23 protein-coding genes are annotated in these 21,745 nt (G+C 59.8%); 21 read left to right on the top strand and 2 right to left on the bottom strand.

The window, feature by feature from the left end:
- Nucleotides 1-55: 55 nt before the first annotated feature.
- Nucleotides 56-3,292, bottom strand: a complete 3,237-nt coding sequence (rne, locus tag ACW9HX_RS18665) for a ribonuclease E (protein ID WP_457381723.1) — start codon at nt 3,290-3,292, stop codon at nt 56-58.
- A gap of 697 nt (nt 3,293-3,989) precedes the next feature.
- Here rne and rluC point away from each other — a divergent pair.
- The 3 genes from rluC to sppA are packed head-to-tail and all read left to right on the top strand — an operon-like array spanning nt 3,990 to nt 6,615.
- On the top strand, nt 3,990-4,952 hold the full coding sequence (rluC, locus tag ACW9HX_RS18660; protein WP_025113008.1) for a 23S rRNA pseudouridine(955/2504/2580) synthase RluC: 963 nt from the start codon (nt 3,990-3,992) through the stop codon (nt 4,950-4,952).
- Nucleotides 4,939-5,601, top strand: coding sequence for an HAD-IA family hydrolase (locus ACW9HX_RS18655; RefSeq protein ID WP_457381722.1), 663 nt, complete (start codon nt 4,939-4,941; stop codon nt 5,599-5,601). Before rluC ends, ACW9HX_RS18655 begins: the two co-directional genes overlap by 14 nt.
- 24 nt (nt 5,602-5,625) lie before the next feature.
- Nucleotides 5,626-6,615, top strand: coding sequence for a signal peptide peptidase SppA (gene sppA / locus ACW9HX_RS18650; RefSeq protein WP_457381721.1), 990 nt, complete (start codon nt 5,626-5,628; stop codon nt 6,613-6,615).
- Between the two features lie 48 nt (nt 6,616-6,663).
- On the opposite strand, the gene ACW9HX_RS18645 is transcribed toward sppA, so the two are convergent.
- Nucleotides 6,664-7,242 carry a Maf family protein gene (locus tag ACW9HX_RS18645; RefSeq protein ID WP_457381720.1) on the bottom strand — a complete coding sequence of 193 codons (579 nt, stop codon included), beginning with the start codon at nt 7,240-7,242 and terminating at the stop codon, nt 6,664-6,666.
- Nucleotides 7,243-7,348: 106 nt separating this feature from the next.
- On the opposite strand from ACW9HX_RS18645, the gene ACW9HX_RS18640 reads away from it, so the two are divergent.
- The 18 genes from ACW9HX_RS18640 (at nt 7,349) to ACW9HX_RS18555 (ending at nt 21,734) form a co-directional block, all read left to right on the top strand.
- A complete protein-coding gene (locus ACW9HX_RS18640; protein ID WP_003204262.1) occupies nt 7,349-7,876 on the top strand; it encodes a YceD family protein in 528 nt (175 codons plus the stop codon).
- 13 nt (nt 7,877-7,889) lie between these two features.
- Complete coding sequence (gene rpmF / locus ACW9HX_RS18635; protein WP_003179396.1) at nt 7,890-8,072, top strand: 50S ribosomal protein L32; 183 nt, start codon at nt 7,890-7,892, stop codon at nt 8,070-8,072.
- Nucleotides 8,073-8,076: 4 nt separating this feature from the next.
- On the top strand, nt 8,077-9,087 hold the full coding sequence (gene plsX / locus ACW9HX_RS18630) for a phosphate acyltransferase PlsX (RefSeq protein WP_074688106.1): 1,011 nt from the start codon (nt 8,077-8,079) through the stop codon (nt 9,085-9,087).
- 125 nt (nt 9,088-9,212) lie between these two features.
- Nucleotides 9,213-10,151: an ACP S-malonyltransferase gene (gene fabD, locus ACW9HX_RS18625; RefSeq protein ID WP_114884744.1), complete on the top strand. Its 939-nt coding sequence runs from the start codon at nt 9,213-9,215 to the stop codon at nt 10,149-10,151.
- Between the two features lie 16 nt (nt 10,152-10,167).
- Nucleotides 10,168-10,911, top strand: coding sequence for a 3-oxoacyl-ACP reductase FabG (gene fabG, locus ACW9HX_RS18620; protein ID WP_007950790.1), 744 nt, complete (start codon nt 10,168-10,170; stop codon nt 10,909-10,911).
- Nucleotides 10,912-11,107: 196 nt separating this feature from the next.
- The gene (acpP, locus tag ACW9HX_RS18615) at nt 11,108-11,344 is read left to right on the top strand and encodes an acyl carrier protein (RefSeq protein ID WP_003175607.1); all 237 of its coding nucleotides are present in this window, start codon (nt 11,108-11,110) and stop codon (nt 11,342-11,344) included.
- A gap of 108 nt (nt 11,345-11,452) precedes the next feature.
- Nucleotides 11,453-12,697, top strand: coding sequence for a beta-ketoacyl-ACP synthase II (fabF, locus tag ACW9HX_RS18610; RefSeq protein ID WP_007908259.1), 1,245 nt, complete (start codon nt 11,453-11,455; stop codon nt 12,695-12,697).
- Nucleotides 12,697-13,512, top strand: coding sequence for an aminodeoxychorismate lyase (gene pabC / locus ACW9HX_RS18605; RefSeq protein WP_457381719.1), 816 nt, complete (start codon nt 12,697-12,699; stop codon nt 13,510-13,512). The genes fabF and pabC overlap by 1 nt, the downstream gene beginning before the upstream one ends.
- Before the next feature lie 3 nt (nt 13,513-13,515).
- Nucleotides 13,516-14,697 carry an endolytic transglycosylase MltG gene (gene mltG, locus ACW9HX_RS18600; RefSeq protein ID WP_457381718.1) on the top strand — a complete coding sequence of 394 codons (1,182 nt, stop codon included), beginning with the start codon at nt 13,516-13,518 and terminating at the stop codon, nt 14,695-14,697.
- A 19-nt stretch (nt 14,698-14,716) separates the two neighbouring features.
- Nucleotides 14,717-15,349, top strand: a complete 633-nt coding sequence (gene tmk, locus ACW9HX_RS18595; protein WP_457381717.1) for a dTMP kinase — start codon at nt 14,717-14,719, stop codon at nt 15,347-15,349.
- Nucleotides 15,342-16,325 carry a DNA polymerase III subunit delta' gene (locus ACW9HX_RS18590; RefSeq protein ID WP_457381716.1) on the top strand — a complete coding sequence of 328 codons (984 nt, stop codon included), beginning with the start codon at nt 15,342-15,344 and terminating at the stop codon, nt 16,323-16,325. Before tmk ends, ACW9HX_RS18590 begins: the two co-directional genes overlap by 8 nt.
- A gap of 42 nt (nt 16,326-16,367) precedes the next feature.
- Nucleotides 16,368-16,724, top strand: a complete 357-nt coding sequence (locus ACW9HX_RS18585; protein ID WP_085710925.1) for a PilZ domain-containing protein — start codon at nt 16,368-16,370, stop codon at nt 16,722-16,724.
- 15 nt (nt 16,725-16,739) lie between these two features.
- Nucleotides 16,740-17,525 (top strand): TatD family hydrolase, encoded by a 786-nt coding sequence (locus ACW9HX_RS18580; protein ID WP_457381715.1) that lies wholly within the window; start codon nt 16,740-16,742, stop codon nt 17,523-17,525.
- Nucleotides 17,526-17,866: 341 nt separating this feature from the next.
- Nucleotides 17,867-18,505, top strand: coding sequence for a TetR/AcrR family transcriptional regulator (locus tag ACW9HX_RS18575; RefSeq protein WP_007950805.1), 639 nt, complete (start codon nt 17,867-17,869; stop codon nt 18,503-18,505).
- Nucleotides 18,506-18,642: 137 nt separating this feature from the next.
- The gene (locus ACW9HX_RS18570; protein ID WP_457381714.1) at nt 18,643-19,611 is read left to right on the top strand and encodes a GTP 3',8-cyclase MoaA; all 969 of its coding nucleotides are present in this window, start codon (nt 18,643-18,645) and stop codon (nt 19,609-19,611) included.
- 121 nt (nt 19,612-19,732) lie between these two features.
- Complete coding sequence (locus ACW9HX_RS18565; protein WP_457381713.1) at nt 19,733-20,338, top strand: DUF4823 domain-containing protein; 606 nt, start codon at nt 19,733-19,735, stop codon at nt 20,336-20,338.
- A 15-nt stretch (nt 20,339-20,353) separates the two neighbouring features.
- A complete protein-coding gene (locus tag ACW9HX_RS18560) occupies nt 20,354-20,914 on the top strand; it encodes a DUF1285 domain-containing protein (RefSeq protein WP_457381712.1) in 561 nt (186 codons plus the stop codon).
- Nucleotides 20,915-21,017: 103 nt separating this feature from the next.
- Entirely contained in the window at nt 21,018-21,734 is a 717-nt protein-coding gene (locus ACW9HX_RS18555; RefSeq protein ID WP_457381711.1) for a FadR/GntR family transcriptional regulator, read from the top strand.
- Nucleotides 21,735-21,745: the final 11 nt, after the last annotated feature.

The raw sequence follows: 21,745 nt of genomic DNA, 5'->3' as shown, positions 1-21,745 counted from the left end.
GTAAAAAAAAGCCCCGCCTGGATTACCAGGCGGGGCTTTTCATTGGCGGTCGGAATCAGACGAGAGGTTTAGGCTCGTGTTCTTTTTCCTGGGCCTGTTCGTGGTGCTCGACCGCGTCCTGAACGGAGCGTGGTGCTTTGGCAATCACGGCTTCCACTGCAACTTCTTCAGCGACCGGGGCAGGGGCTGCCTCGACCACTTCGGCAACGGCTGGAGCAGCGGCGGCAGCGGCAGCCAGTTCGGCTTCCTTCTGCAGACGCTCTTCTTCACGCTTGCGGCGACGCACTTCACGTGGGTCGTTCGGCGCGCGGCCACTTGGCGTCAGGGCGCTCACCGGAGCCGCTTCAACTACAGGGGCTGGTGCTTCGGCTACGACTGGCGCTTCTACGACCGGCACTTCAACGACAGGTGCCGGTTCAGCAACCACCACTGGCTCGGCAGCCTTGGCTTCTTCGGCTACAGGTGCTTCGACCACTGGTGCTGGCGTTTCAGCGACAGCCGGTTCGGCTACCCAGTTGAATGCGGTCTGTTCTTCGCGAACTTCACGCACGGTTTCGGTCACGGTTTCAGCGACGGTTTCAACAACCGACTCTGCAACTGCAACAGGCTCCTGGGCGACGAAAGCAGGTTCGGCAGCGACTTCAACCTGAGGCTGAGCTTCGCGAACCGGAGCCACTTCGACTTCCGGAGCAGCAGCTACTTCAACCGGAGTGGTTGCTTCAACGACCGGAGCTTCAACTGGAGCGGTTTCCAGCGTTGCAGCGGTAGCGCGTTCAGCTTGCTCGTGGGCCTGAGCTTCGGCCGGAGCGCTGATCACGGTGCTGGCAACAGCGGCAGTCACAGCCAGGCCAGCAGCCAGATCGGCAGTGCTCGGCTCGACGCCTTCAGCGTTCTCGGCGGATTCTTCCGAACCTTCGATCACGTTGCCGTTGGCATCGCGCTGACGCTCGCGACGGTTGCTGCGACGACGCTGACCACGGGAGCGGCGGCGTGGGCGATCGCCTTCGGCGTTCTCCGAACCGTCTTCCGGCAGTTGTTCTTCATTGGTGTTCACTTCTTCTTCAGCAACAGCGGCAGCGGCTTGTTCGGCACGCGGTTGACGCTCTTCACGCGGTGGACGTGGTGCGCGCTCTTCACGCGGCTGACGAGCTGGACGCTCTTCAGTGGTGGCAGCAACAGCGGCAGCGGCGGCTGGTGCGGCATCCAGAGGTTCACGCAGTTCACGTACGCGCTCTTCACGTTCGCCACGCGGCTTGCGATCTTCACGCGGAGCTCGTGGTGCACGTTCTTCACGAGGTGCGCGTGGTGCGCGTTCTTCGCGGGCTGCCGGCGCTTCGTCGCGGGACTCGCGTGGCTCGCGGACTTCACGTGGCTCGCGCGGTTGACGCTCTTCACGCGGCTCACGTGGTGCGCGTTCTTCACGCGGTGCACGTTCTTCGCGCGGCTTGCGTTCTTCATCGCGGCGACCGTTACGGTTGCGGCTCTGCTGACGACCGTTGCGACGCTCTTCGTTGCGGGCCGGACGCTCGGCGGCAGGTTTTTCAACCACAACCGGAGCTGCTGGCTCCTCCTTGGTGGCGAACAGGCTGACCAGCGACTTCACCAGGCCTTTGAACAGGCTTGGCTCTGGCGCGGCAACCGGAGCAGGTGCTGGAGCCGGTGCGGCAACTTCGGTCGGAACCGGAGCGTTGGCGCGGGCCGGAGCGGTCTTGACCGCAGCTTCCTGGCGAACCAGGGTGCGGGTCGCGGCGGCTGGCTGGACGTCTTCGACATCGGCGGCAGCGGCAGCGATTTCGTAGCTGGACTGGTTGGTCGCGGCTTCCGGGCTGTCGTCACGCAGGCGCTGAACTTCGAAATGCGGGGTTTCGAGGTGATCGTTCGGCAGAATGACGATGCGGGCGCGGGTGCGCAGTTCGATCTTGGTGATCGAGTTGCGTTTTTCGTTGAGCAGGAACGCGGCCACCGGGATCGGCACCTGGGCGCGAACTTCGGCGGTGCGGTCTTTCAGGGCTTCTTCTTCGATCAGGCGCAGGATCGCCAGGGACAGCGACTCAACGTCACGGATGATGCCGGTGCCGCTGCAGCGCGGGCAGACGATGCCGCTGCTTTCGCCGAGCGAAGGACGCAGGCGCTGACGGGACATTTCCAGCAGGCCGAAGCGCGAGATGCGGCCGATCTGCACGCGGGCGCGGTCGGCTTCCAGGCATTCGCGGACTTTCTCTTCCACGGCGCGCTGGTTCTTGGCAGGGGTCATGTCGATGAAGTCGATGACGATCAGGCCGCCGATGTCGCGCAGGCGCAACTGACGGGCGATTTCTTCAGCCGCTTCAAGGTTGGTCTGCAGGGCGGTTTCTTCGATGTCGCTGCCTTTGGTGGCGCGCGCCGAGTTGATGTCGATGGACACCAGGGCTTCGGTCGGATCGATGACGATGGAGCCGCCGGAAGGCAGTTCGACGACGCGCTGGAAAGCGGTTTCGATCTGGCTTTCGATCTGGAAACGGTTGAACAGCGGAACGCTGTCTTCGTACAGCTTGATCTTGCTGGCGTACTGCGGCATCACCTGGCGGATGAAGGTCAGGGCTTCGTCCTGGGCTTCAACGCTGTCGATCAGCACTTCGCCGATGTCCTGGCGCAGGTAATCGCGGATGGCGCGAATGATGACGTTGCTTTCCTGGTAGATCAGGAATGGCGCGGAACGATCCAGCGAGGCTTCCTTGATAGCGGTCCAGAGTTGCAGGAGGTAATCGAGGTCCCACTGCATTTCTTCGCTGCTGCGGCCCAGGCCGGCAGTGCGCACGATCAGGCCCATGTCGGCTGGAGCGACCAGGCCGTTCAGCGCTTCACGCAGTTCGTTGCGCTCTTCGCCTTCGATGCGGCGGGAGATACCGCCGGCACGCGGGTTGTTCGGCATCAGAACGAGGTAACGACCGGCCAGGCTGATGAAGGTGGTCAGGGCTGCGCCCTTGTTGCCACGTTCTTCTTTTTCGACCTGAACGATGACTTCCTGGCCTTCGCTCAGGACGTCCTTGATGTTGACGCGGCCTTCAGGGGCTTTCTTGAAGTATTCGCGGGAGATTTCTTTGAGGGGCAGGAAGCCGTGGCGCTCGGAGCCGAAATCGACAAAGGCAGCCTCAAGGCTTGGTTCGATGCGAGTGATACGGCCTTTATAGATGTTGGCCTTTTTCTGCTCGCGTGCACCGGATTCGATGTCCAGGTCGTAGAGGCGCTGGCCATCTACCAGTGCAACACGCAACTCTTCGGGTTGAGTTGCGTTAATCAGCATTCTTTTCATGTAGTACCGTCGGTTTCCGGGCTGCCGGAAACGGCGTTCGGCACACACGACTTCTCACGGTCGGTGTCAGGTGCGTCGGGAGTGGTTGGCCATTCCCGTGTCCAGCGATGTCCGGCCAATTGGGCCGTTATCGCGACGTACGCGTCCTGCTTGCTGTGGCTACTTAAGCACTCAGTCAGGAGGAGGAATCAACCGCGGCTGTGGACGAGATGAAGCGTCTTGATAAAACCTGTTGCTACACAGTCCAGCGGTTGTGCATCTCCACCCTACACGTATCCCTGATAATTCGGGTGCTGCCGCGCGCAGAATCCGCAGCGGGTTGGCATTTACCGTGAGCTCCGAAAGGGGAGGTCACGCATCATGGCTAATTCAGGCGGTGTTTCCGGCGCTTTCGCTCGGGGTCATCTGCGGCTGACTGCACTTTGTGAACTGGCCGTGAATATGGCTCGCGTGGCGAGTCAAAACTCTGCTTTGCGGCGTGATTCAGGCCTCATGTCACCTGCGCTTGTTACAGCTGCAAACTCCACCGTTACGTAGCGAAAGCCCCGTAGGACGGCCTCGCGTCCTGGTGAATTGCGTTGGTCAGGGCCGGTTTTTGACCGTGGTTCCGCTGTCCAGGCCGCTTTTGGCGGCGTTCGCGACTATAGCAGCAATGATTAAGTGCTTCAATTCCATAAAAATTGTTATCATCCGCGCCATGACGACTACTGCCCCTTCGACTCCAGGCGTTCAATTGCTTGAGGTCTCGCCGGAATATGCCGGCCAACGAATCGACAATTTTCTCCTCGCCCGGCTCAAAGGCGTGCCCAAGACCTTGATTTACCGCATTTTGCGCAAAGGCGAAGTGCGGGTTAACAAAGGTCGGATCAAGCCCGAATACAAGCTGCAGGCCGGCGATATCGTGCGCGTGCCGCCGGTTCGCGTGCCTGAGCGTGACGAGCCGGTGCCTTTGGCCCAAGGCCTGTTGCAGCGCCTGGAAGCCTCGATTGTCTACGAAGACAAAGCCCTGATCGTGATCAACAAGCCCGCCGGCATTGCGGTTCACGGTGGCAGCGGCTTGAATTACGGCGTTATCGAAGCCTTTCGTCAGTTGCGCCCCGATGCCAAGGAGCTCGAGCTGGTTCACCGTCTCGACCGTGATACCTCCGGCCTGCTGATGATCGCCAAGAAGCGCAGCATGTTGCGTCACTTGCATGCCGCGTTGCGCGGTGATGGTGTCGATAAGCGCTACATGGCACTGGTTCGCGGCAACTGGGCAACCTCGATCAAGCAAGTCCGTGCGGCGCTCGGCAAGAGCAATCTGCGCTCCGGTGAGCGCATGGTCGAGGTCGACGAGGAGGAGGGCAAGGAGTCTGTGACCGTGTTCAAGGTCCTGCGTCGCTTTGGCGATTTTGCCACTCTGATCGAAGCCAAGCCGATCACCGGTCGCACGCACCAGATCCGCGTCCACACGTTGCACGCCGGGCACTGCATTGCCGGTGACACCAAATACGGCGATGACAGTTTCAGTAAGGAAATCCGTGATCTGGGCGGCAAGCGTTTGTTCCTGCACGCCTACATGCTGACCGTGCCGCTGCCCGATGGCGGTGAACTCAAGTTGCAGGCGCCGGTCGATGAAATGTGGGCCAAGACTGTGGAGCGATTGAGTGCGCCCATCTGATTACAAACTGCTGATCTTCGATTGGGATGGCACCTTGGCCGATTCCATTCATCGGATTGTCGAGGCAATGCACTCGGCATCCGGGCGTTCAGGTTTCGAGTTGCGTGATGATTTTGCCGTCAAAGGCATCATCGGTCTGGGCTTGCCCGAGGCGATCCGTACCTTGTATCCGGAAATCAGCGATGCCGAAATGACCTTGTTTCGCGAGTATTACGCGGATCATTACATCGCTGCGGAAGCCGTGCCTTCACCGTTGTTCGAAGGTGTAGTCGAGTCGATGGCGTCTTTTCGCGAGCAGGGTTACCAACTGGCGGTCGCGACCGGCAAGAATCGTCGCGGGCTGGATCGGGTGCTCAAGGCCAATGGTTGGGAAGATTATTTCGATATCACTCGCGCGGCCGATGAAACGGCGAGCAAGCCTCACCCTCTGATGCTGGAGCAGATTCTTGCGCATTGCGGTGTGCGTGCCGAACAAGCGCTGATGGTCGGCGATTCGTCCTTCGATCTGCTGATGGCACGCAATGCGGGGATGGATTCGGTGGCGGTCAGTTATGGCGCGCAATCGATCGAATCGCTGCAGCAGTTCGAGCCGCGGCTGTCGATTGACCGATTTTGTGAATTGCATGCCTGGCTTGCGCAGCAGGCTTAATACGTTTTTGCTGGGGTGGATGGCATGACCGACGAATGGAAAGCACCGGCCAGGGCAACTGCCGATGACGGTGACGCGAAAAGCTGGAAGCTGCTGGAAAAGACTTTGCTGGCCGGTGTGCAAGAGCAGCGTCGTTCCAGGCGTTGGGGGATCTTCTTCAAGCTGCTGACGTTTGTTTATCTGTTTGTTGCGCTGATCCTGTTCACGCCGTTGATGGACATGGAAAAAAGCGCCACTCGCGGTCCGAACTACACCGCGTTGATCGACGTCACCGGCATGATTGCCGACAAGGAGCCGGCCAGTGCCGACAATATCGTCGGCAGTCTGCGCGCAGCGTTCGAGGACAAGAAGGTCAAGGGCGTGATCCTGCGCATCAACAGTCCTGGCGGCAGTCCGGTGCAGTCGGGTTACGTGTATGACGAGATCAAGCGCCTGCGCGGCCTGCATCCGGATACCAAGTTGTATGCGGTGATTTCCGATCTCGGTGCCTCAGGGGCCTATTACATTGCCAGCGCCGCAGATCAGATCTACGCCGACAAGGCGAGCCTGGTGGGCTCCATCGGCGTGACAGCGGCCGGTTACGGCTTTGTCGGCACCATGGAGAAGCTGGGCGTCGAGCGTCGCACTTACACCTCCGGCGAACACAAGTCGTTCCTCGACCCGTTCCAGCCGCAGAAGCCGGAAGAAACGGCGTTCTGGCAAAGCGTGCTGGATACCACGCACAAGCAGTTCATCAACAGCGTGAAGCAGGGGCGTGGCGATCGACTGAAGGACAAGGAGCATCCAGAGTTGTTCTCCGGTCTGGTCTGGTCGGGTGAGCAGGCGCTGCCGCTGGGGTTGATCGATGGTCTGGGCAATGCCAGTTCGGTGGCGCGTGACGTGATTGGCGAAAAGGAACTGGTGGACTTCACCGTTCAGGAATCGCCGTTCGACCGCTTCTCGAAAAAACTGGGCGCCAGTGTGGCCGAGCAGTTGGCAATGTGGATGGGTTTCCACGGGCCATCGTTGCGTTGATCGCTTGATGCATAAAGAAACCGGCCTTCGTGGCCGGTTTTTTGTTGATCAGGGAACCTGTACGCCTTCCGCCAGCAGCATGTCGATCAGGCGAATCAGCGGCAGGCCGATCAGGCTTGTGGCGTCCGGGCCTTCGGTGGACTGGAACAGGCTCACGCCCAGTCCTTCGGCCTTGAAACTGCCGGCGCAGTCGTAGGGTTGTTCGGCGTGCAAGTAGCGCTCGATGCGGGCTTGATCCAGTGCGCGCATGTGCACGGTGAAAGGCACGCAGTCGACCTGGCAGTGGCCTGTCTGGCTGTTGAGCAGGGCCAGGCCAGTGAGGAAGGTCACACTGGCGCCGCTGGCGGCCATCAGTTGTTCTCTGGCGTTTTCAAAAGTGTGGGGCTTGCCGATGATTCGCTCGCCGAGTACTGCAACCTGGTCGGAGCCGATGATCAGATGAGCAGGGTGGCTGTCGGCCAGGGCGCGAGCTTTCTGTTCGGCAAGGCGTTTGACAAGTTCGATTGCTGGCTCGCCCGAGCGATGGCTTTCGTCGATATCCGGTGAGCTGCAGACGAACGGCAAGCGCAGGCGATTGAGTAATTCCCGACGATAGGTAGAGCTTGAAGCAAGTAATAAAGGCAGCATTCGGATCTCCAGAGGCAGGTGGCAGATTCTAGCGGAGCCGCGTAAGTGACGGACAGGGCGCAATTTCCTTTGACATGGGCGGGTGCATCCCTATAATGCTGCGCCTATGTTGAATGACCCGATTCCACCTCACGTTGACCCGCGCAAATTGGCTGACCGTGGCACCACCCTTCAAGGTGAACTGCTGCTGGCCGATTTGAAGAGACTCTGCGACCCGCTTTCCGACGATGTCGGTACGGTGCAGGCTAAATTCGTTTTTGAACGAGATGAACGTAAATCTGTGGTGATCCACAGCTTTATCGACACCGAAGTCAAAATGGTTTGCCAGCGTTGTCTTGAGCTGGTCACCCTGCCGATCCACAGCGAATGCAGTTACGCTGTAGTGAAGGAGGGTGCGAATACCCAGTCGTTACCGAAAGGTTATGACGTGCTGGAACTGGGCGAAGATCCATTGGATCTGCAGTCACTGATCGAGGAGGAGCTTCTGCTCGCCTTGCCCATTGTGCCTGCTCATCATCCGGAAGAATGCCAGCAGCCGGCGGGAGCAGATGAGCCCGAACCGAGCGAGGACGAGGTAACGCGGTCCAACCCGTTCAGTGTATTGGCGCAGTTAAAGCGTGACCCAAACGTTTAGGAGTTAATCAATTATGGCTGTTCAGCAGAACAAAAAATCCCGCTCTGCCCGTGACATGCGCCGTTCGCACGACGCTCTCGAGGCTAGCACCCTGTCTGTAGAAAAAACCACTGGTGAAGTTCACCTGCGTCACCACGTATCGCCAGAAGGCGTATACCGTGGCCGTAAAGTGATCGACAAGGGCGCTGACGAGTAATCACTTGTCCGCTCAAGTCATCGCGATTGACGCAATGGGCGGGGACTTCGGTCCCCGCAGCATTGTTCAGGCCAGTCTTGCTTGCCTTTCTGCTACGCCCTCGCTGCACCTGACCCTCGTCGGTCAACCCTCCCTTCTTGAAGAATTGATCACCGGTCAATCGGCTGCCGATCGCGCGCGCCTGACGATTGTTCCGGCGTCCGAAGTCATCACCATGGACGAAAAACCTGCCCAGGCTCTGCGTGGCAAGCCGGACTCGTCGATGCGTGTCGCCCTTGAATTGTTGCGTGATGGCAAGGTTCAGGCCTGTGTCAGTGCCGGCAATACCGGTGCGTTGATGGCCCTGTCGCGATTTGTGCTCAAGACCCTGCCGGGGATTGATCGTCCGGCCATGGTCGCGGCGATCCCTACTCAGAAGGGTTACTGCCAGTTGCTCGATCTCGGCGCCAACGTCGATTGCAGTGCCGAGCACTTGCTGCAGTTCGCCGTGATGGGTTCAGTGGCGGCGCAAACCCTTGGCATTGCACGTCCGCGTGTTGCGCTGCTGAATATCGGCACTGAAGACATCAAGGGCAATCAGCAGGTCAAACTGGCTGCGACGTTGCTTCAGGCGGCCCGGGGCATTAACTACATCGGTTTCATCGAAGGCGACGGCTTGTATCGCGGCGAGGCGGATGTGGTGGTGTGTGACGGTTTCGTCGGCAACATCCTGCTCAAGTCCAGCGAAGGCCTGGCGACGATGATCGCGGCGCGCATCGAGGCCTTGTTCAAGAAAAACCTCGCCTCCCGCGCTGTCGGCGCTCTGGCGCTGCCCTTGATGAAGCGTCTGCAGGCTGATCTGGCGCCGGCGCGGCACAACGGTGCAAGCTTCCTCGGTTTGCAGGGGATCGTGGTGAAAAGTCACGGTTCCGCCGGGGTTCAGGGGTTTCAGAGCGCCATTCAGCGAGCGTTGATCGAGATTCAGGAGAATCTTCCCGAACGCCTGCACGGCCGTCTGGAGGATTTGTTGTCTTAGGCGTTTTCGTCGGACAATGCTTAAATGTGACCGCCCGGTTCAAAGGGCCATCCAACTGTCAGTTTCTTGCGTCCCTCTAGCGGGATGCCATTTTTCCGACGACAAGATCATTAGGGGCTTGTTACATGTCTGCTTCCCTCGCATTCGTCTTTCCAGGACAGGGTTCGCAGTCCCTCGGCATGCTGGCCGAGCTGGGCGCGCAACATCCGCTGATCCTCGAAACTTTCAAAGAAGCATCCGATGCTCTGGGCTACGACCTGTGGGCGCTGACCCAGCAGGGCCCGGAAGAGCTGCTCAATCAAACCGATAAAACCCAACCGGCCATTCTGACCGCTTCGATCGCCCTGTGGCGTCTGTGGCTGGCGGAAGGTGGTGCGCGCCCGGCGTTCGTTGCCGGTCACAGCCTGGGTGAGTACAGCGCGTTGGTCGCTGCGGGCAGCCTGAGCCTGGCGGACGCGGTGAAGCTCGTCGAGCGCCGTGGCCAGCTGATGCAGGAAGCCGTTCCGGCCGGGCAGGGTGGCATGGCTGCCATCCTCGGTCTGGAAGATGCCGACGTGCTGGCAGCCTGTGCCGAAGCGGCGCAAGGCGACGTGGTCAGCGCGGTGAACTTCAACTCCCCGGGCCAGGTCGTGATCGCCGGTGCCAAGGCTGCTGTCGAGCGCGCCATCGAAGGCTGCAAGGCCCGTGGCGCCAAGCGTGCCATGCCGCTGCCGGTCAGCGTGCCGTCGCACTGCGAGCTGATGCGCCCGGCTGCCGAGCGTTTCGCCGAATCCATCGCCGCCATTGACTGGCAGGCGCCGCAGATCCCTGTGGTACAGAACGTCAGCGCTCAGGTGCCGGCGGATCTGGAAACCCTCAAGCGCGATCTGCTGGAACAACTCTACAAGCCGGTTCGCTGGGTCGAGTCCGTACAGACTCTGGCCGCCAAAGGCGCGACCAATCTGGTCGAGTGCGGCCCTGGCAAGGTGCTGGCCGGTCTGAACAAACGTTGCGCCGAAGGCGTTTCGACTTCCAACCTCAATACCCCAGACGCGTTCGCTGCTGCTCGCGCAGCGGCTGTCTGAATCAGGAGAAGCTTGCATGAGTCTGCAAGGTAAAGTTGCACTGGTCACCGGCGCAAGCCGTGGTATCGGCCAGGCTATCGCACTGGAACTGGGTCGTCAGGGCGCCATCGTTGTTGGTACCGCGACTTCCGCTTCGGGCGCCGAGCGCATTGCTGCGACCCTGAAGGAAAACGGCATTCAGGGCGCAGGTTTCGAACTGAACGTCACCAGTGACGAATCGGTCACCAAGGTCCTCGCGAGCATCCAGGAGCAGTTCGGTGCGCCGGTGGCGATCCTGGTCAACAATGCCGGCATCACCCGCGATAACCTGATGATGCGCATGAAAGACGACGAGTGGTACGACGTGATCGATACCAACCTGAACAGTCTGTATCGCCTGTCCAAGGGCGTTCTGCGTGGCATGACCAAGGCGCGTTGGGGCCGAATTATCAGTATTGGCTCGGTGGTGGGTGCCATGGGCAACGCTGGCCAAGTAAACTATGCAGCCGCCAAGGCCGGTCTGGAAGGTTTCAGCCGTGCCATGGCGCGTGAAGTCGGTTCGCGTTCGATTACGGTCAACTCGGTAACCCCTGGGTTCATCGACACCGATATGACTCGCGAGCTGCCTGAAGCACAGCGTGAAGCCTTGCAGACGCAGATTCCGCTGGGCCGTCTGGGACAAGCTCAAGAGATCGCGTCCGTGGTCGCTTTTCTTGCATCCGACGGTGCGGCATACGTGACCGGGGCTACAATCCCGGTTAACGGCGGGATGTACATGTAATTCAAATGTGACGGATTGCTTCAAAAAAATGTCATACGAGCTGTCTAAAATCCGTTATAAAGCTGCAATCTATTTATAGGCAGAGGGCCGCAGGGTTTGAGGAGTGAAGCTTTCAGTTGAAAAGCTGAAAAGTCTTTCTATACACTTACCCACTGGCCAGCTGCCTGAATTTGTCCATTAGGAGTGAAAACAAGGTATGAGCACCATCGAAGAGCGCGTCAAGAAAATCGTTGCCGAGCAACTGGGTGTTAAAGAAGAAGAAGTGGTAAACACTGCTTCCTTCGTAGAAGACCTGGGTGCCGACTCCCTTGACACCGTTGAGCTGGTGATGGCTCTGGAAGAGGAATTCGAGACCGAAATCCCTGACGAAGAAGCTGAGAAGATCACTACTGTACAAGCTGCAATCGACTACGTTACTAGCCACCAGGCGTAATAGTTTGTAATCGTTGCTTGCTGTCATGGAAAAACCGCACTGCCATCATGGCGTGCGGTTTTTTCTTTAGGCCTGATGCAAAGTCGTCATTTGAAAAAGGAGAGTGCTGTGTCGCGTAGACGCGTCGTAGTCACCGGTATGGGTATGTTGTCGCCACTGGGCACGGATGTGCCGAGCAGTTGGCAGGGCATTCTGGCTGGCCGCAGTGGCATTGGTCTGATCGAACACACCGACCTTTCTGCCTATTCCACCCGCTTTGGCGGCTCGGTAAAGGGCTTCAATGTCGAGGAATACCTGTCGGTCAAGGAAGCGCGCAAGCTCGACCTGTTCATTCAGTACGGTCTGGCGGCTGGCTTTCAAGCCGTACGCAATGCCGGTCTGGAAGTCACCGATGCCAACCGTGAACGCATTGGCGTGGCCATGGGTTCGGGTATCGGCGGTCTGACCAACATCGAAGAAACCAGTCGCACTCTGCACGAAACCGGCCCGCGTCGGATTTCTCCGTTCTTTGTGCCTGGCTCGATCATCAATATGATTTCCGGTTTCCTGTCCATCCACCTGGGTGCACAGGGGCCTAACTACGCTATCGCCACGGCGTGTACCACCGGTACGCACTGCATCGGCATGGCAGCGCGCAACATCATGTACGACGAAGCCGACGTGATGATTGCCGGCGGTGCCGAAATGGCCGCGTGCGGCTTGGGCATGGGTGGCTTCGGCGCCTCCCGTGCACTGTCGACCCGCAACGATGAGCCGACCCGTGCCAGCCGTCCGTGGGACAAGGGCCGTGACGGTTTCGTCCTGTCCGACGGCGCCGGCGCACTGGTGCTTGAAGAACTCGAGCACGCCAAGGCTCGTGGCGCGACCATCTACGCCGAGCTGATCGGCTTCGGTACCAGTGGCGACGCGTTCCACATGACGTCGCCTCCCGCTGATGGCGCCGGTGCTGCACGCTGCATTACCAATGCGCTGCGCGACGCGAAGATCAACGTTGATCAAGTGCAATACATCAACGCCCACGGCACCTCGACTCCGGCCGGCGATCTTGCCGAAGCCAACGCGATCAAGTCGGTGTTCGGTGATCACGCCTACAAACTGGCGGTCAGCTCCACCAAATCCATGACCGGTCACCTGCTCGGTGCCGCAGGCGCGGTCGAGGCGATCTTCAGCGTGCTGGCGATCAACAGCCAGGTGGCGCCACCGACCATCAACCTTGATGAGCCGGATGAAGGTTGCGATCTCGACTTCGTGCCGCATACCGCGCGCAACATGGACATCGATGTCGTGTTGTCCAACTCGTTCGGGTTTGGCGGCACCAACGGCACGTTGGCGTTCCGTCGGTTCGCCGGCTGATGGACTGCTGGGTCGACGGTCAACCGGCTGACGCTCTGTCGCTGAAAGATCGCGGCCTGGCTTACGGCGACGGTCTGTTCGAGACCATCGCCGTGCGTAGCGGCCAGCCATTGCTGCTGGACCGTCACGTGGCGCGGCTGGCCGAAGGCTGTTCACGCCTGGCCATCGCGGCCGATATCGAGCTGATTCGTATTGAGCTGCAATCCTATGCGGCGGCCATGGGCGAGGGTGTGCTCAAGCTCATCCTTACCCGTGGCGACGGTCTGCGCGGTTATGCGCCGGACCCATCGGCGCCGGGCCGACGCATTCTGCAAGGCAATCCCCCTGCTGCTTATCCTGCCGTCCATGGCGAGCAAGGCGTTCGCCTGTTTCCGTGTACGACACGTTTATCTGTTCAGCCTTTGCTGGCAGGGCTCAAGCACCTCAATCGTCTGGAGCAAGTCCTTGCTCGCGCCGAATGGCAAGACAGCGAACACGCTGAAGGCTTGATGCTCGACCAGGCGGGGCGTGTGATCGAAGGTGTGTTCAGCAACCTGTTTCTGGTGCGCGATGGCGTGCTGGTCACGGCGGATCTGAAACGCTGCGGCGTGGCCGGTGTGATGCGCGCCGAATTATTGTTTCAGGCAGCGTCATCGGGTATCCCCGTACAAATCACCGATATCAGCCTTGAACAGCTGCAATGGGCCGATGAAGTCTTTGTCTGCAACAGCGTGTATGGCGTCTGGCCGGTACGCGCGTACGCTGCACTGAGCTGGCCCGTTGGGCCGCTCACCCGTAAACTGCAAACCATTGCCCGCACGCTACTGGATGCCTGATTCGTGAGACGTAAACTTTTGCTGCTGCTGGAAACCGGACTGGTTCTGGCAGGGCTGCTGCTGGGCGCCAGCGCCTGGAAGATTCATTCGGCACTGGAACAGCCTCTGAACATTACGCAGGAAGAACTGCTGGATGTGCCCAAGGGCTCCACGCCGACCCGCACTATTCTCGGTCTTGAAGCCGATGGCGTGATCAAGGACGCTTTCTGGCTGCGTATCTACTGGCGCTTCAATCTGGCCGGCACCCCGATTCATACGGGCGAGTACCGCATGCAGCCAGGCATGACCGTCAAGGGCCTGATCGAGCTGTGGAAGCGTGGCGAAGTGGTTCAGTACAGCCTGACCCTCGTCGAGGGCTGGAACTTCCATCAGGTGCGCGCCGCACTGGCGAAAGATGAAAAGATCGAGCAGACCCTGACCGGTTTGAGCGACAGCGATGTGATGAGCAAAATCGGCCACAAGGGCGTGTTTCCCGAAGGTCGGTTCTTCCCCGATACCTACCGTTTCGTGCGCGGGGTCTCCGACACCGAACTGCTGAAAAAGGCCTTCGATCGCCTCGACGAAGTGTTGGCCAAGGAATGGGAAAATCGCTCCACCGATGCACCCTACACCGAGCCTTACCAGGCGCTGATCATGGCGTCACTGGTTGAGAAGGAAACCGGTGTTCCACAGGAGCGTGGCCAGATTGCCGGCGTGTTCGTGCGTCGCATGGCGCTGGGCATGCAGCTGCAGACTGACCCGACGGTGATCTATGGTCTGGGTGATCGCTACAACGGCAAGCTGACTCGCGCTCATCTCAAGGAAGCCACGCCTTACAACACTTATGTTATTCCGGGGTTGCCGCCGACGCCGATAGCGATGGTCGGCCGCGAGGCGATTCACGCCGCGTTGAACCCGGTGGAAGGCACCAGTCTCTACTTTGTCGCTCGTGGCGACGGCAGCCACGTGTTCTCTGACGACCTCGATGCGCACAACAGTGCCGTACGGGAATTCCAACTCAAGCGGCGCGCGGATTACCGTTCGAGCCCTGCACCAGCTACGGCACCGGAGGTCGCGCCGACAACCGGCGAAACCGTTCCTGCCGCATCACCCGACACTGCGCCAGAATCGTTGCCGCCGGTTCCTGCCCAAGAGTCCGCACCGACGCCGGAAACCGAAGCGGCCGCACCGCAAAACGCGCAATGACTTTGATTAAGGACTGCCTGTGACTGGCTTGTTTATTACCCTGGAAGGCCCGGAAGGCGCCGGCAAGAGCACCAATCGCGAATACCTGGCCGAGCGCCTGCGCGCCGCCGGTATCGAAGTGGTGCTGACTCGCGAGCCCGGCGGTACGCCGCTGGCCGAGCGCATTCGCGAAGTGTTGCTGGCCCCGGTCGACGAAGTGATGAACCCGGACACCGAGCTGTTGCTGGTGTTCGCCGCCCGTGCCCAGCATCTGGCCGAAGTCATTCGCCCTGCGCTGGCCCGCGGTGCCGTTGTATTGTGCGACCGGTTCACCGATTCGACTTACGCCTATCAGGGTGGCGGTCGCGGTTTGTCCCTGGAGCGAATCGCTGCGCTGGAGACGTTCGTTCAGGGTGATCTGCGCCCCGATCTGACATTGATTTTCGATCTGCCGGTGGAAATCGGCCTGGCCCGTGCCAGCGCTCGGGGTCGGCTGGATCGCTTCGAACTGGAAGGCCGGGCGTTTTTCGAGGCGGTGCGCAATGCGTTCCTCGAGCGTGCTGAGGCCGATCCTGCGCGCTATGTGCGGATCGATGCCGGTCAGCCGTTGGCCAAGGTTCAACAATCGCTGGATACCCTGATTCCGAACTTGCTGGAGCTTTGCCGTGGCTGAGGCCTATCCGTGGCAGGACAGTCTCTGGCAACAACTGGCCGGACGCACTCAGCACGCCCACGCGTACCTGCTGCACGGGCCGGCCGGAATCGGCAAGCGTGCACTGGCCGAGCGTCTGATGGCCAGCCTGCTGTGCCAGCGTCCGACGCCTGAAGCCTGCGGCGAGTGCAAATCCTGTCTGCTGCTCAAGGCCGGCAGCCACCCGGACAATTACATTCTCGAACCGGAAGAAGCGGACAAGGCGATCAAGGTCGACCAGGTGCGCGATCTGGTCAGTTTCGTGGTACAGACCGCGCAACTGGGAGGGCGCAAGGTGGTGCTGATCGAGCCGGTGGAGTCGATGAACATCAACGCCGCCAACGCCTTGCTCAAGAGCCTTGAAGAGCCGTCGGGCAATACCGTGCTGCTGCTGGTCAGTCACCAGCCGAGCCGTTTGTTGCCGACCATCAAGAGTCGCTGCGTGCAACAGGCCTGTCCGCTGCCGAGCGAGGCCATGAGTCTGCAATGGCTGACTCAGGCACTACCGGAATGCTCCGAAGAGGAACGTGTCGAGCTGTTGACTCTGGCCGCCGGCTCGCCGTTGGCGGCCGTCACGTTGCAGGGGCAGGGCGTGCGTGAACAGCGGGCACAAGTGGTCGAAGGCGTGAAGAAGCTGCTCAAACAGCAGCAATCGCCGACGCAACTGGCCGAAGAGTGGAAAAACATTCCGATGCTGCGCCTGTTCGACTGGTTCTGCGACTGGTCGAGCCTGATCCTGCGTTATCAATTGACCCAGGATGAAGCGGGTCTCGGCCTGACCGACATGCGCAAGGTCGTGCAGTACCTGGCGCAGAAAAGCGCGCAGCGTAAAGTCCTCGATATCCAGGACTGGATTCTCGCCCAGCGCCAGAAAGTCCTGAGCAAGGCCAACCTCAATGCGGCCTTGCTGCTGGAAGCGTTATTGGTGCAATGGGCGAGTCTGCCTGGCCAAAGATAAGAATGTGTACCTAGACTCTGAACATCAGCAGTGGAGGTCAACATGAATGAACCCGTCAGCCCGGGGCCGCGCAATGGCATTTTGTCCCTGACCATCAAGGACAAGTCTGTCCTTTACGCCGCATACATGCCGTTCATCCGCAACGGTGGTCTGTTCATCCCGACCAACAAGAGCTACAAGTTGGGCGACGAAGTGTTCATGCTGCTGCACCTGATGGACGAAGCGGAAAAGATTCCAGTGGCCGGCAAAGTCGCCTGGATCACCCCCAAAGGCGCCCAGGGCAACCGCGCTGCCGGCGTCGGCGTGCAATTCAACGATGGCGACAACACCGCGCGCAGTCGCATCGAAACTCATCTGGCCGGAGCCCTTAAATCCGACCGTCCCACTCATACGATGTAAGTTGCAGTCCTTTTTATGCTCGTAGATTCCCATTGTCACCTTGATCGCCTCGACCTCGCCGTTCACGACGGTTCCCTGGATGCCGCGCTGGATGCGGCCCGCCAGCGTGGCGTCGGGCATTTCCTGTGCATCGGCGTCAGCGCCGATAACGCGGCCGATGTCAAAGCCCTCGCCGAGCGTTACGACGACGTCGATTGCTCGGTTGGCGTGCATCCACTGGATGTACAGCCGGGCGCGGCGCCGGCGCTGGACTGGCTGCTGCATGAGCTCAATCATCCGAAAGTGGTGGCGATCGGCGAAACCGGCCTGGACTACCACTACGAGCCGGAAGCCGCGAAGTTGCAGCAGGAGTCGTTCCGACTGCACCTGCAGGCCGCGCAGCAGACCGGCAAACCGGTGATCATCCACACCCGTGGCGCCCGTGCCGACACCCTTGAGCTGTTGCGCGAAGCCGCGTTGCCCCAGGCCGGTGTGCTGCATTGCTTCACCGAAGACTGGGATATGGCCAAGGCTGCGCTGGACATGGGGTATTACATTTCCCTGTCGGGTATCGTCACGTTCCGCAATGCCGATGCCTTGCGTGATGTCGCGAGCAAAGTCCCGGCGGATCGCCTGCTGGTGGAAACCGACTCGCCGTATCTGGCGCCGATTCCGTATCGTGGCAAACCGAACTTGCCGCAATACGTGCGGGAAGTGGCAGAGTTTCTGGCGATGCTGCGGGGCGAGAACTACGAGCGCTTTGCCGAGCAGACCACCGAGAACTTCAAGCGACTGTTTCCGCTGGCGCACGTAAAAGCCTGAATCGCAGGCAAAAAAAACCCGGGTTCTGGGGGGTGAATCCGGGTTAAGACCATTAGGAGTAAAACAAAGGCACGCGGTCCCTTGGTACCTTTACCGGCGCGACACTTGGGGGAGATGCCGCCCGACAGTTCAAGTATTGATCAGTCTGGCGTTCAGTCCAGTTGGCCGGTCGGGGTTTTTAAACAAATTTGGAATACGTTCGCTTCGGTTATGTTCTCATTCCCCCCGAAACGTTCGTGAAATGAACAAGAAACACAGATATGGTCGGATGATCCGTGCATTTTTGCGCAAGTTAGGCATAATACGCGGCTTCGAATTTTGACCCCTACAGACCTTTTCTTATGCACAAAGAACCTCGTAAGGTCCGTGAGTTTCGTCGCCGCGAGCAAGAAATTCTCGATACCGCGCTCAAGCTGTTCCTCGAACAAGGTGAAGACAGTGTCACCGTCGAGATGATTGCTGATGCCGTGGGTATCGGCAAAGGCACGATCTACAAGCATTTCAAGTCCAAGGCGGAAATCTATCTGCGCCTGATGCTCGATTACGAGCGCGACTTGAACGAGCTGCTGCATTCGGCCGATGTCGACAAGGACAAGGAAGCACTGTCCCGTGCCTACTTTGAATTCCGCATGCGCGACCCGCAGCGCTATCGCCTGTTCGATCGCCTGGAAGAGAAGGTGGTCAAGGGCAATCAGGTCCCTGAGATGGTCGAGGAGCTGCACAAGATCCGTGCCTCGAACTTCGAACGTCTGACCCTGCTCATCAAGGGCCGCATCAGCGAAGGCAAGCTCGAAGACGTACCGCCGTACTTCCATTACTGCGCATCCTGGGCACTGGTGCATGGCGCAGTCGCGCTGTATCACTCGCCGTTCTGGAGCAATGTGCTGGAAGATCAGGAAGGTTTCTTCCAGTTCCTGATGGACATCGGCGTGCGCATGGGCAACAAGCGCAAGCGCGACCCTGAAACGCCAAGCAGCTGAATCATTCAGTCGCTTTATGCGCCGTGTTTTTCTCTACATGGCGCAGTACCGCAGGAATATACTCAGGCATAGGGCTTGCTAAAACTTGAATTGTGAGTCAAGTTTTAGCCGCTCGATTTTCCATCGCCGGAGTGATCATGATCGTTGACCGTCAAGGCAGGCGTTTTCGCAATTTGCGGATCAGTCTGACCTCTGCCTGCAATTACGCCTGTACCTACTGCGTGCCCAACGGCAAGCGGCTGGTGGCTGCGCAGGATGAACTGTCGGCCGAGGCCATGGCTCGCGGCGTTGCCTATCTGATCGAAGCCGCCGGCATCGAGCGCCTGCGCATCACCGGTGGTGAGCCGCTGGTCAGCCCCAAACTCGAATCTTTCATGAGCGCCGTCGGCAAGATGGGCCTGGAAGACATCAGCCTGACCACCAATGGTCAGCTCCTGGCAAAAAAACTCCCGTTGCTGGTCGATGCCGGTCTGCGACGCCTCAACGTTTCCCTCGATACCCTGGACGCCGGCGCGTTCCGCAGCATTGCCCGTGGCGGCGACCTGGCCACCGTGCTCGACGGCATGGATCAGGCGGCAGCGGCGGGGATGAAGATCAAGGTCAACATGGTGCCGTTGCGCGGGCAGAACCTCGATCAGGTGATGCCGCTGCTCGATTATTGTCTTGAGCGTGGCTTTGAACTGCGCTTCATCGAGCTGATGCGCATGGGCCACCTGGCCAATGACTCCAATGCGTTCCTGCAACAGTTCGTCAGCTTGCAACAGTTGCTGAGTTTGATCGGCGAGCATTACGAGTACGCGCAAACCGACGCCCCGGTGGACGCAACGGCTGTTCGCTATGCGATTCCCGGTCTCGGCAATTTCGGCGTGATCGCCAACGAAAGTGTGCCGTTCTGCCGAACCTGCTCGCGACTGCGCCTGTCGTCCACCGGATGGCTGCATGGCTGCCTGTCATCGAGTAACCGTCACTACGTCGGTGACCTGCTCGACAAGCCTCGCCACGAGGCGCTGCCGGCGTTGCAACGATTGCTGGTCAAGGCTTTAGGCGACAAGCAGGAAGTCGCATTCTCCGGCGGCGCGACCGTCATGAAAATCATCGGCGGCTAAGCCCTTCGCCACAAAGAGCCCTGTTTCAAACCGGATACCTGCACATTTCCAAGGACTGGCGCAAAAGCTGCATCCTACGGCCATTCGCCGGTTTTCCGTCACCGGCTTCTGGAGGATTAGGATGCGTAGCCTGGTTTTGCTGCTGGCCGTTTTGGCGCTGGGCGGCTGTATGACTGTCAGTGACATGGCCGAAGGGACTCGCTACCAGATGAGCGACGCGGGTCTGCTGGATCACAGCGACAGCCGCCGCGTAAACAATTTCCGCATTCAGCCGGACTCGTTCATCTATATTGCGCAGGGTTCGTTCGCACCGCCGGGTGGTTCCTACCCGCGTCCCAACGTAGTCGCCGAAGAGGCTTTCAAAGGTTTCGTCGAATACTTCCCGATGGTCCGCCGCGCCCGTGCGCCGGAAGGCCTCGACCAGGCGATGGGCGAAGCCCGCGACGCCGGTGCTCACTATCTGCTGTACACCCGTTTCGCCAAGGCCGACGACCGCATCGGCAACACTGATGAGTGGCTCGATCAGGAAGCCGTGGATCGTCTCGGTATCGACGGCGGCGTGATTCAGATCATGTTGATCGAGACCAGCACCCAGTATTTGATTGATACTGCACGGATCAAGAGTCGTGGCGGTTTACTGACGTTCCACGACAACAAGCCCGAAGACCTGATCGGCCCACCGCTTGCGCAGTATGCGCGCAGCCTGTTGGGCGTCGGGGACCAGTAATTCAAGGAGTACGCCATGAGTGGCCCGCAAAAAGCCAATGACCTGTTGGGACAAATCCCCAAAACCAAAGGCTTGCCGCCGGTGCACTTGTGGAACCCGGATTTCTGCGGCGACATCGACATGCGCATCGCCCGCGACGGCACCTGGTATTACCTGGGCACGCCGATCGGGCGCAAGCCCATGGTCAAGCTGTTCTCCACCATCATCCGCCGCGATGGCGATGACTACTTCCTGATTACTCCGGTGGAGAAAGTCGGGATCAAAGTCGATGACGCGCCCTTCGTGGCGATTGCCGTCGAGGTGGAAGGCGAGGGTGAGGCGCAACTGCTGCGCTTCACCACCAACGTTGATGAAACCGCCGAGGCCGGCCCGGAGCATCCGATCCGCGTCGAGATCGACCCAACGACGCAAGAACCTGCCCCTTATGTGCATGTCCGCACCAACCTCGAAGCGCTGATCCACCGCAACGTGTTCTACCAATTGGTCGAGCTGGCAGTCAGCCGTGAAATCGATGGCCAGCGTTGGCTAGGCGTCTGGAGTGGCGGCGAGTTCTTCCCCATCGGCCTCGAACCTTAAGACAAACCGCAGTCTGTGAAAGCAGGCTGCGGTTTTTTGTCGTTGACTCCCAATCGTATGATGATTAGCGTAGGCAACCACAGCGAACGGTTTCGGGGTGTCCATGTCGAGCAGTTTTCACGCGTCAACGGTTGACTGGCTGGGCGCCTGGATTGCCGCCGGCCAGGTAAAACCGGGGCAGGCGATCAAGGTCGAGGCCGATCTGGGCGAGCAACTCGGCGTCAGCCGCACCGTGATCCGCGAAGCCATCAAGACTCTCGTTGCCAAAGGCATGCTCGAAGTCGGGCCGAAAGTCGGCACGCGGGTGCTGCCGATCAAGCGCTGGAACCTGTTCGACCCGCAAGTCGTGGGCTGGCTGTCACGCAGCGGCCTGCCGGAAAACTTCGTCGATGACCTGCTCGACCTGCGCCGCACCATCGAACCGATGGCGGTGCGCTGGGCCTGCGAGCGGGCGACCGTCGAACAGGTACAAGCGGTGCAGCTGGCCTACAACGCGTTGGAACGGGCAGTGGACAGCGGCATCGATTACAACCGCGCCGATCAGTTCTTCCACGAATGCATTCTCGCTGCCAGCCACAATCAATTCATCGAGCAAATGGTGCCGGCGCTTGGCGCGCTGCTCGCCGTATCCTTCGAAGTTTCCGCTGCCGACCCCGACGAATTACGCCGCACCTTACCCATCCACAAAGACATGGCCGACGCCATCGCCGCCCGGGATGCCGCGCGCGGGGTATGGGCCTGTATGACCCTGATCGACAATGCCGACCTGGCCATCAAGCGGTTTTACCCGCAGGTGATGGCCGACAAGAAAGCCAGCTGACAAAAACAACA

The organism is Pseudomonas sp. SDO52101_S400 (assembly GCF_054071635.1).
This window is presented reverse-complemented; position numbering and strand designations above follow the sequence as displayed.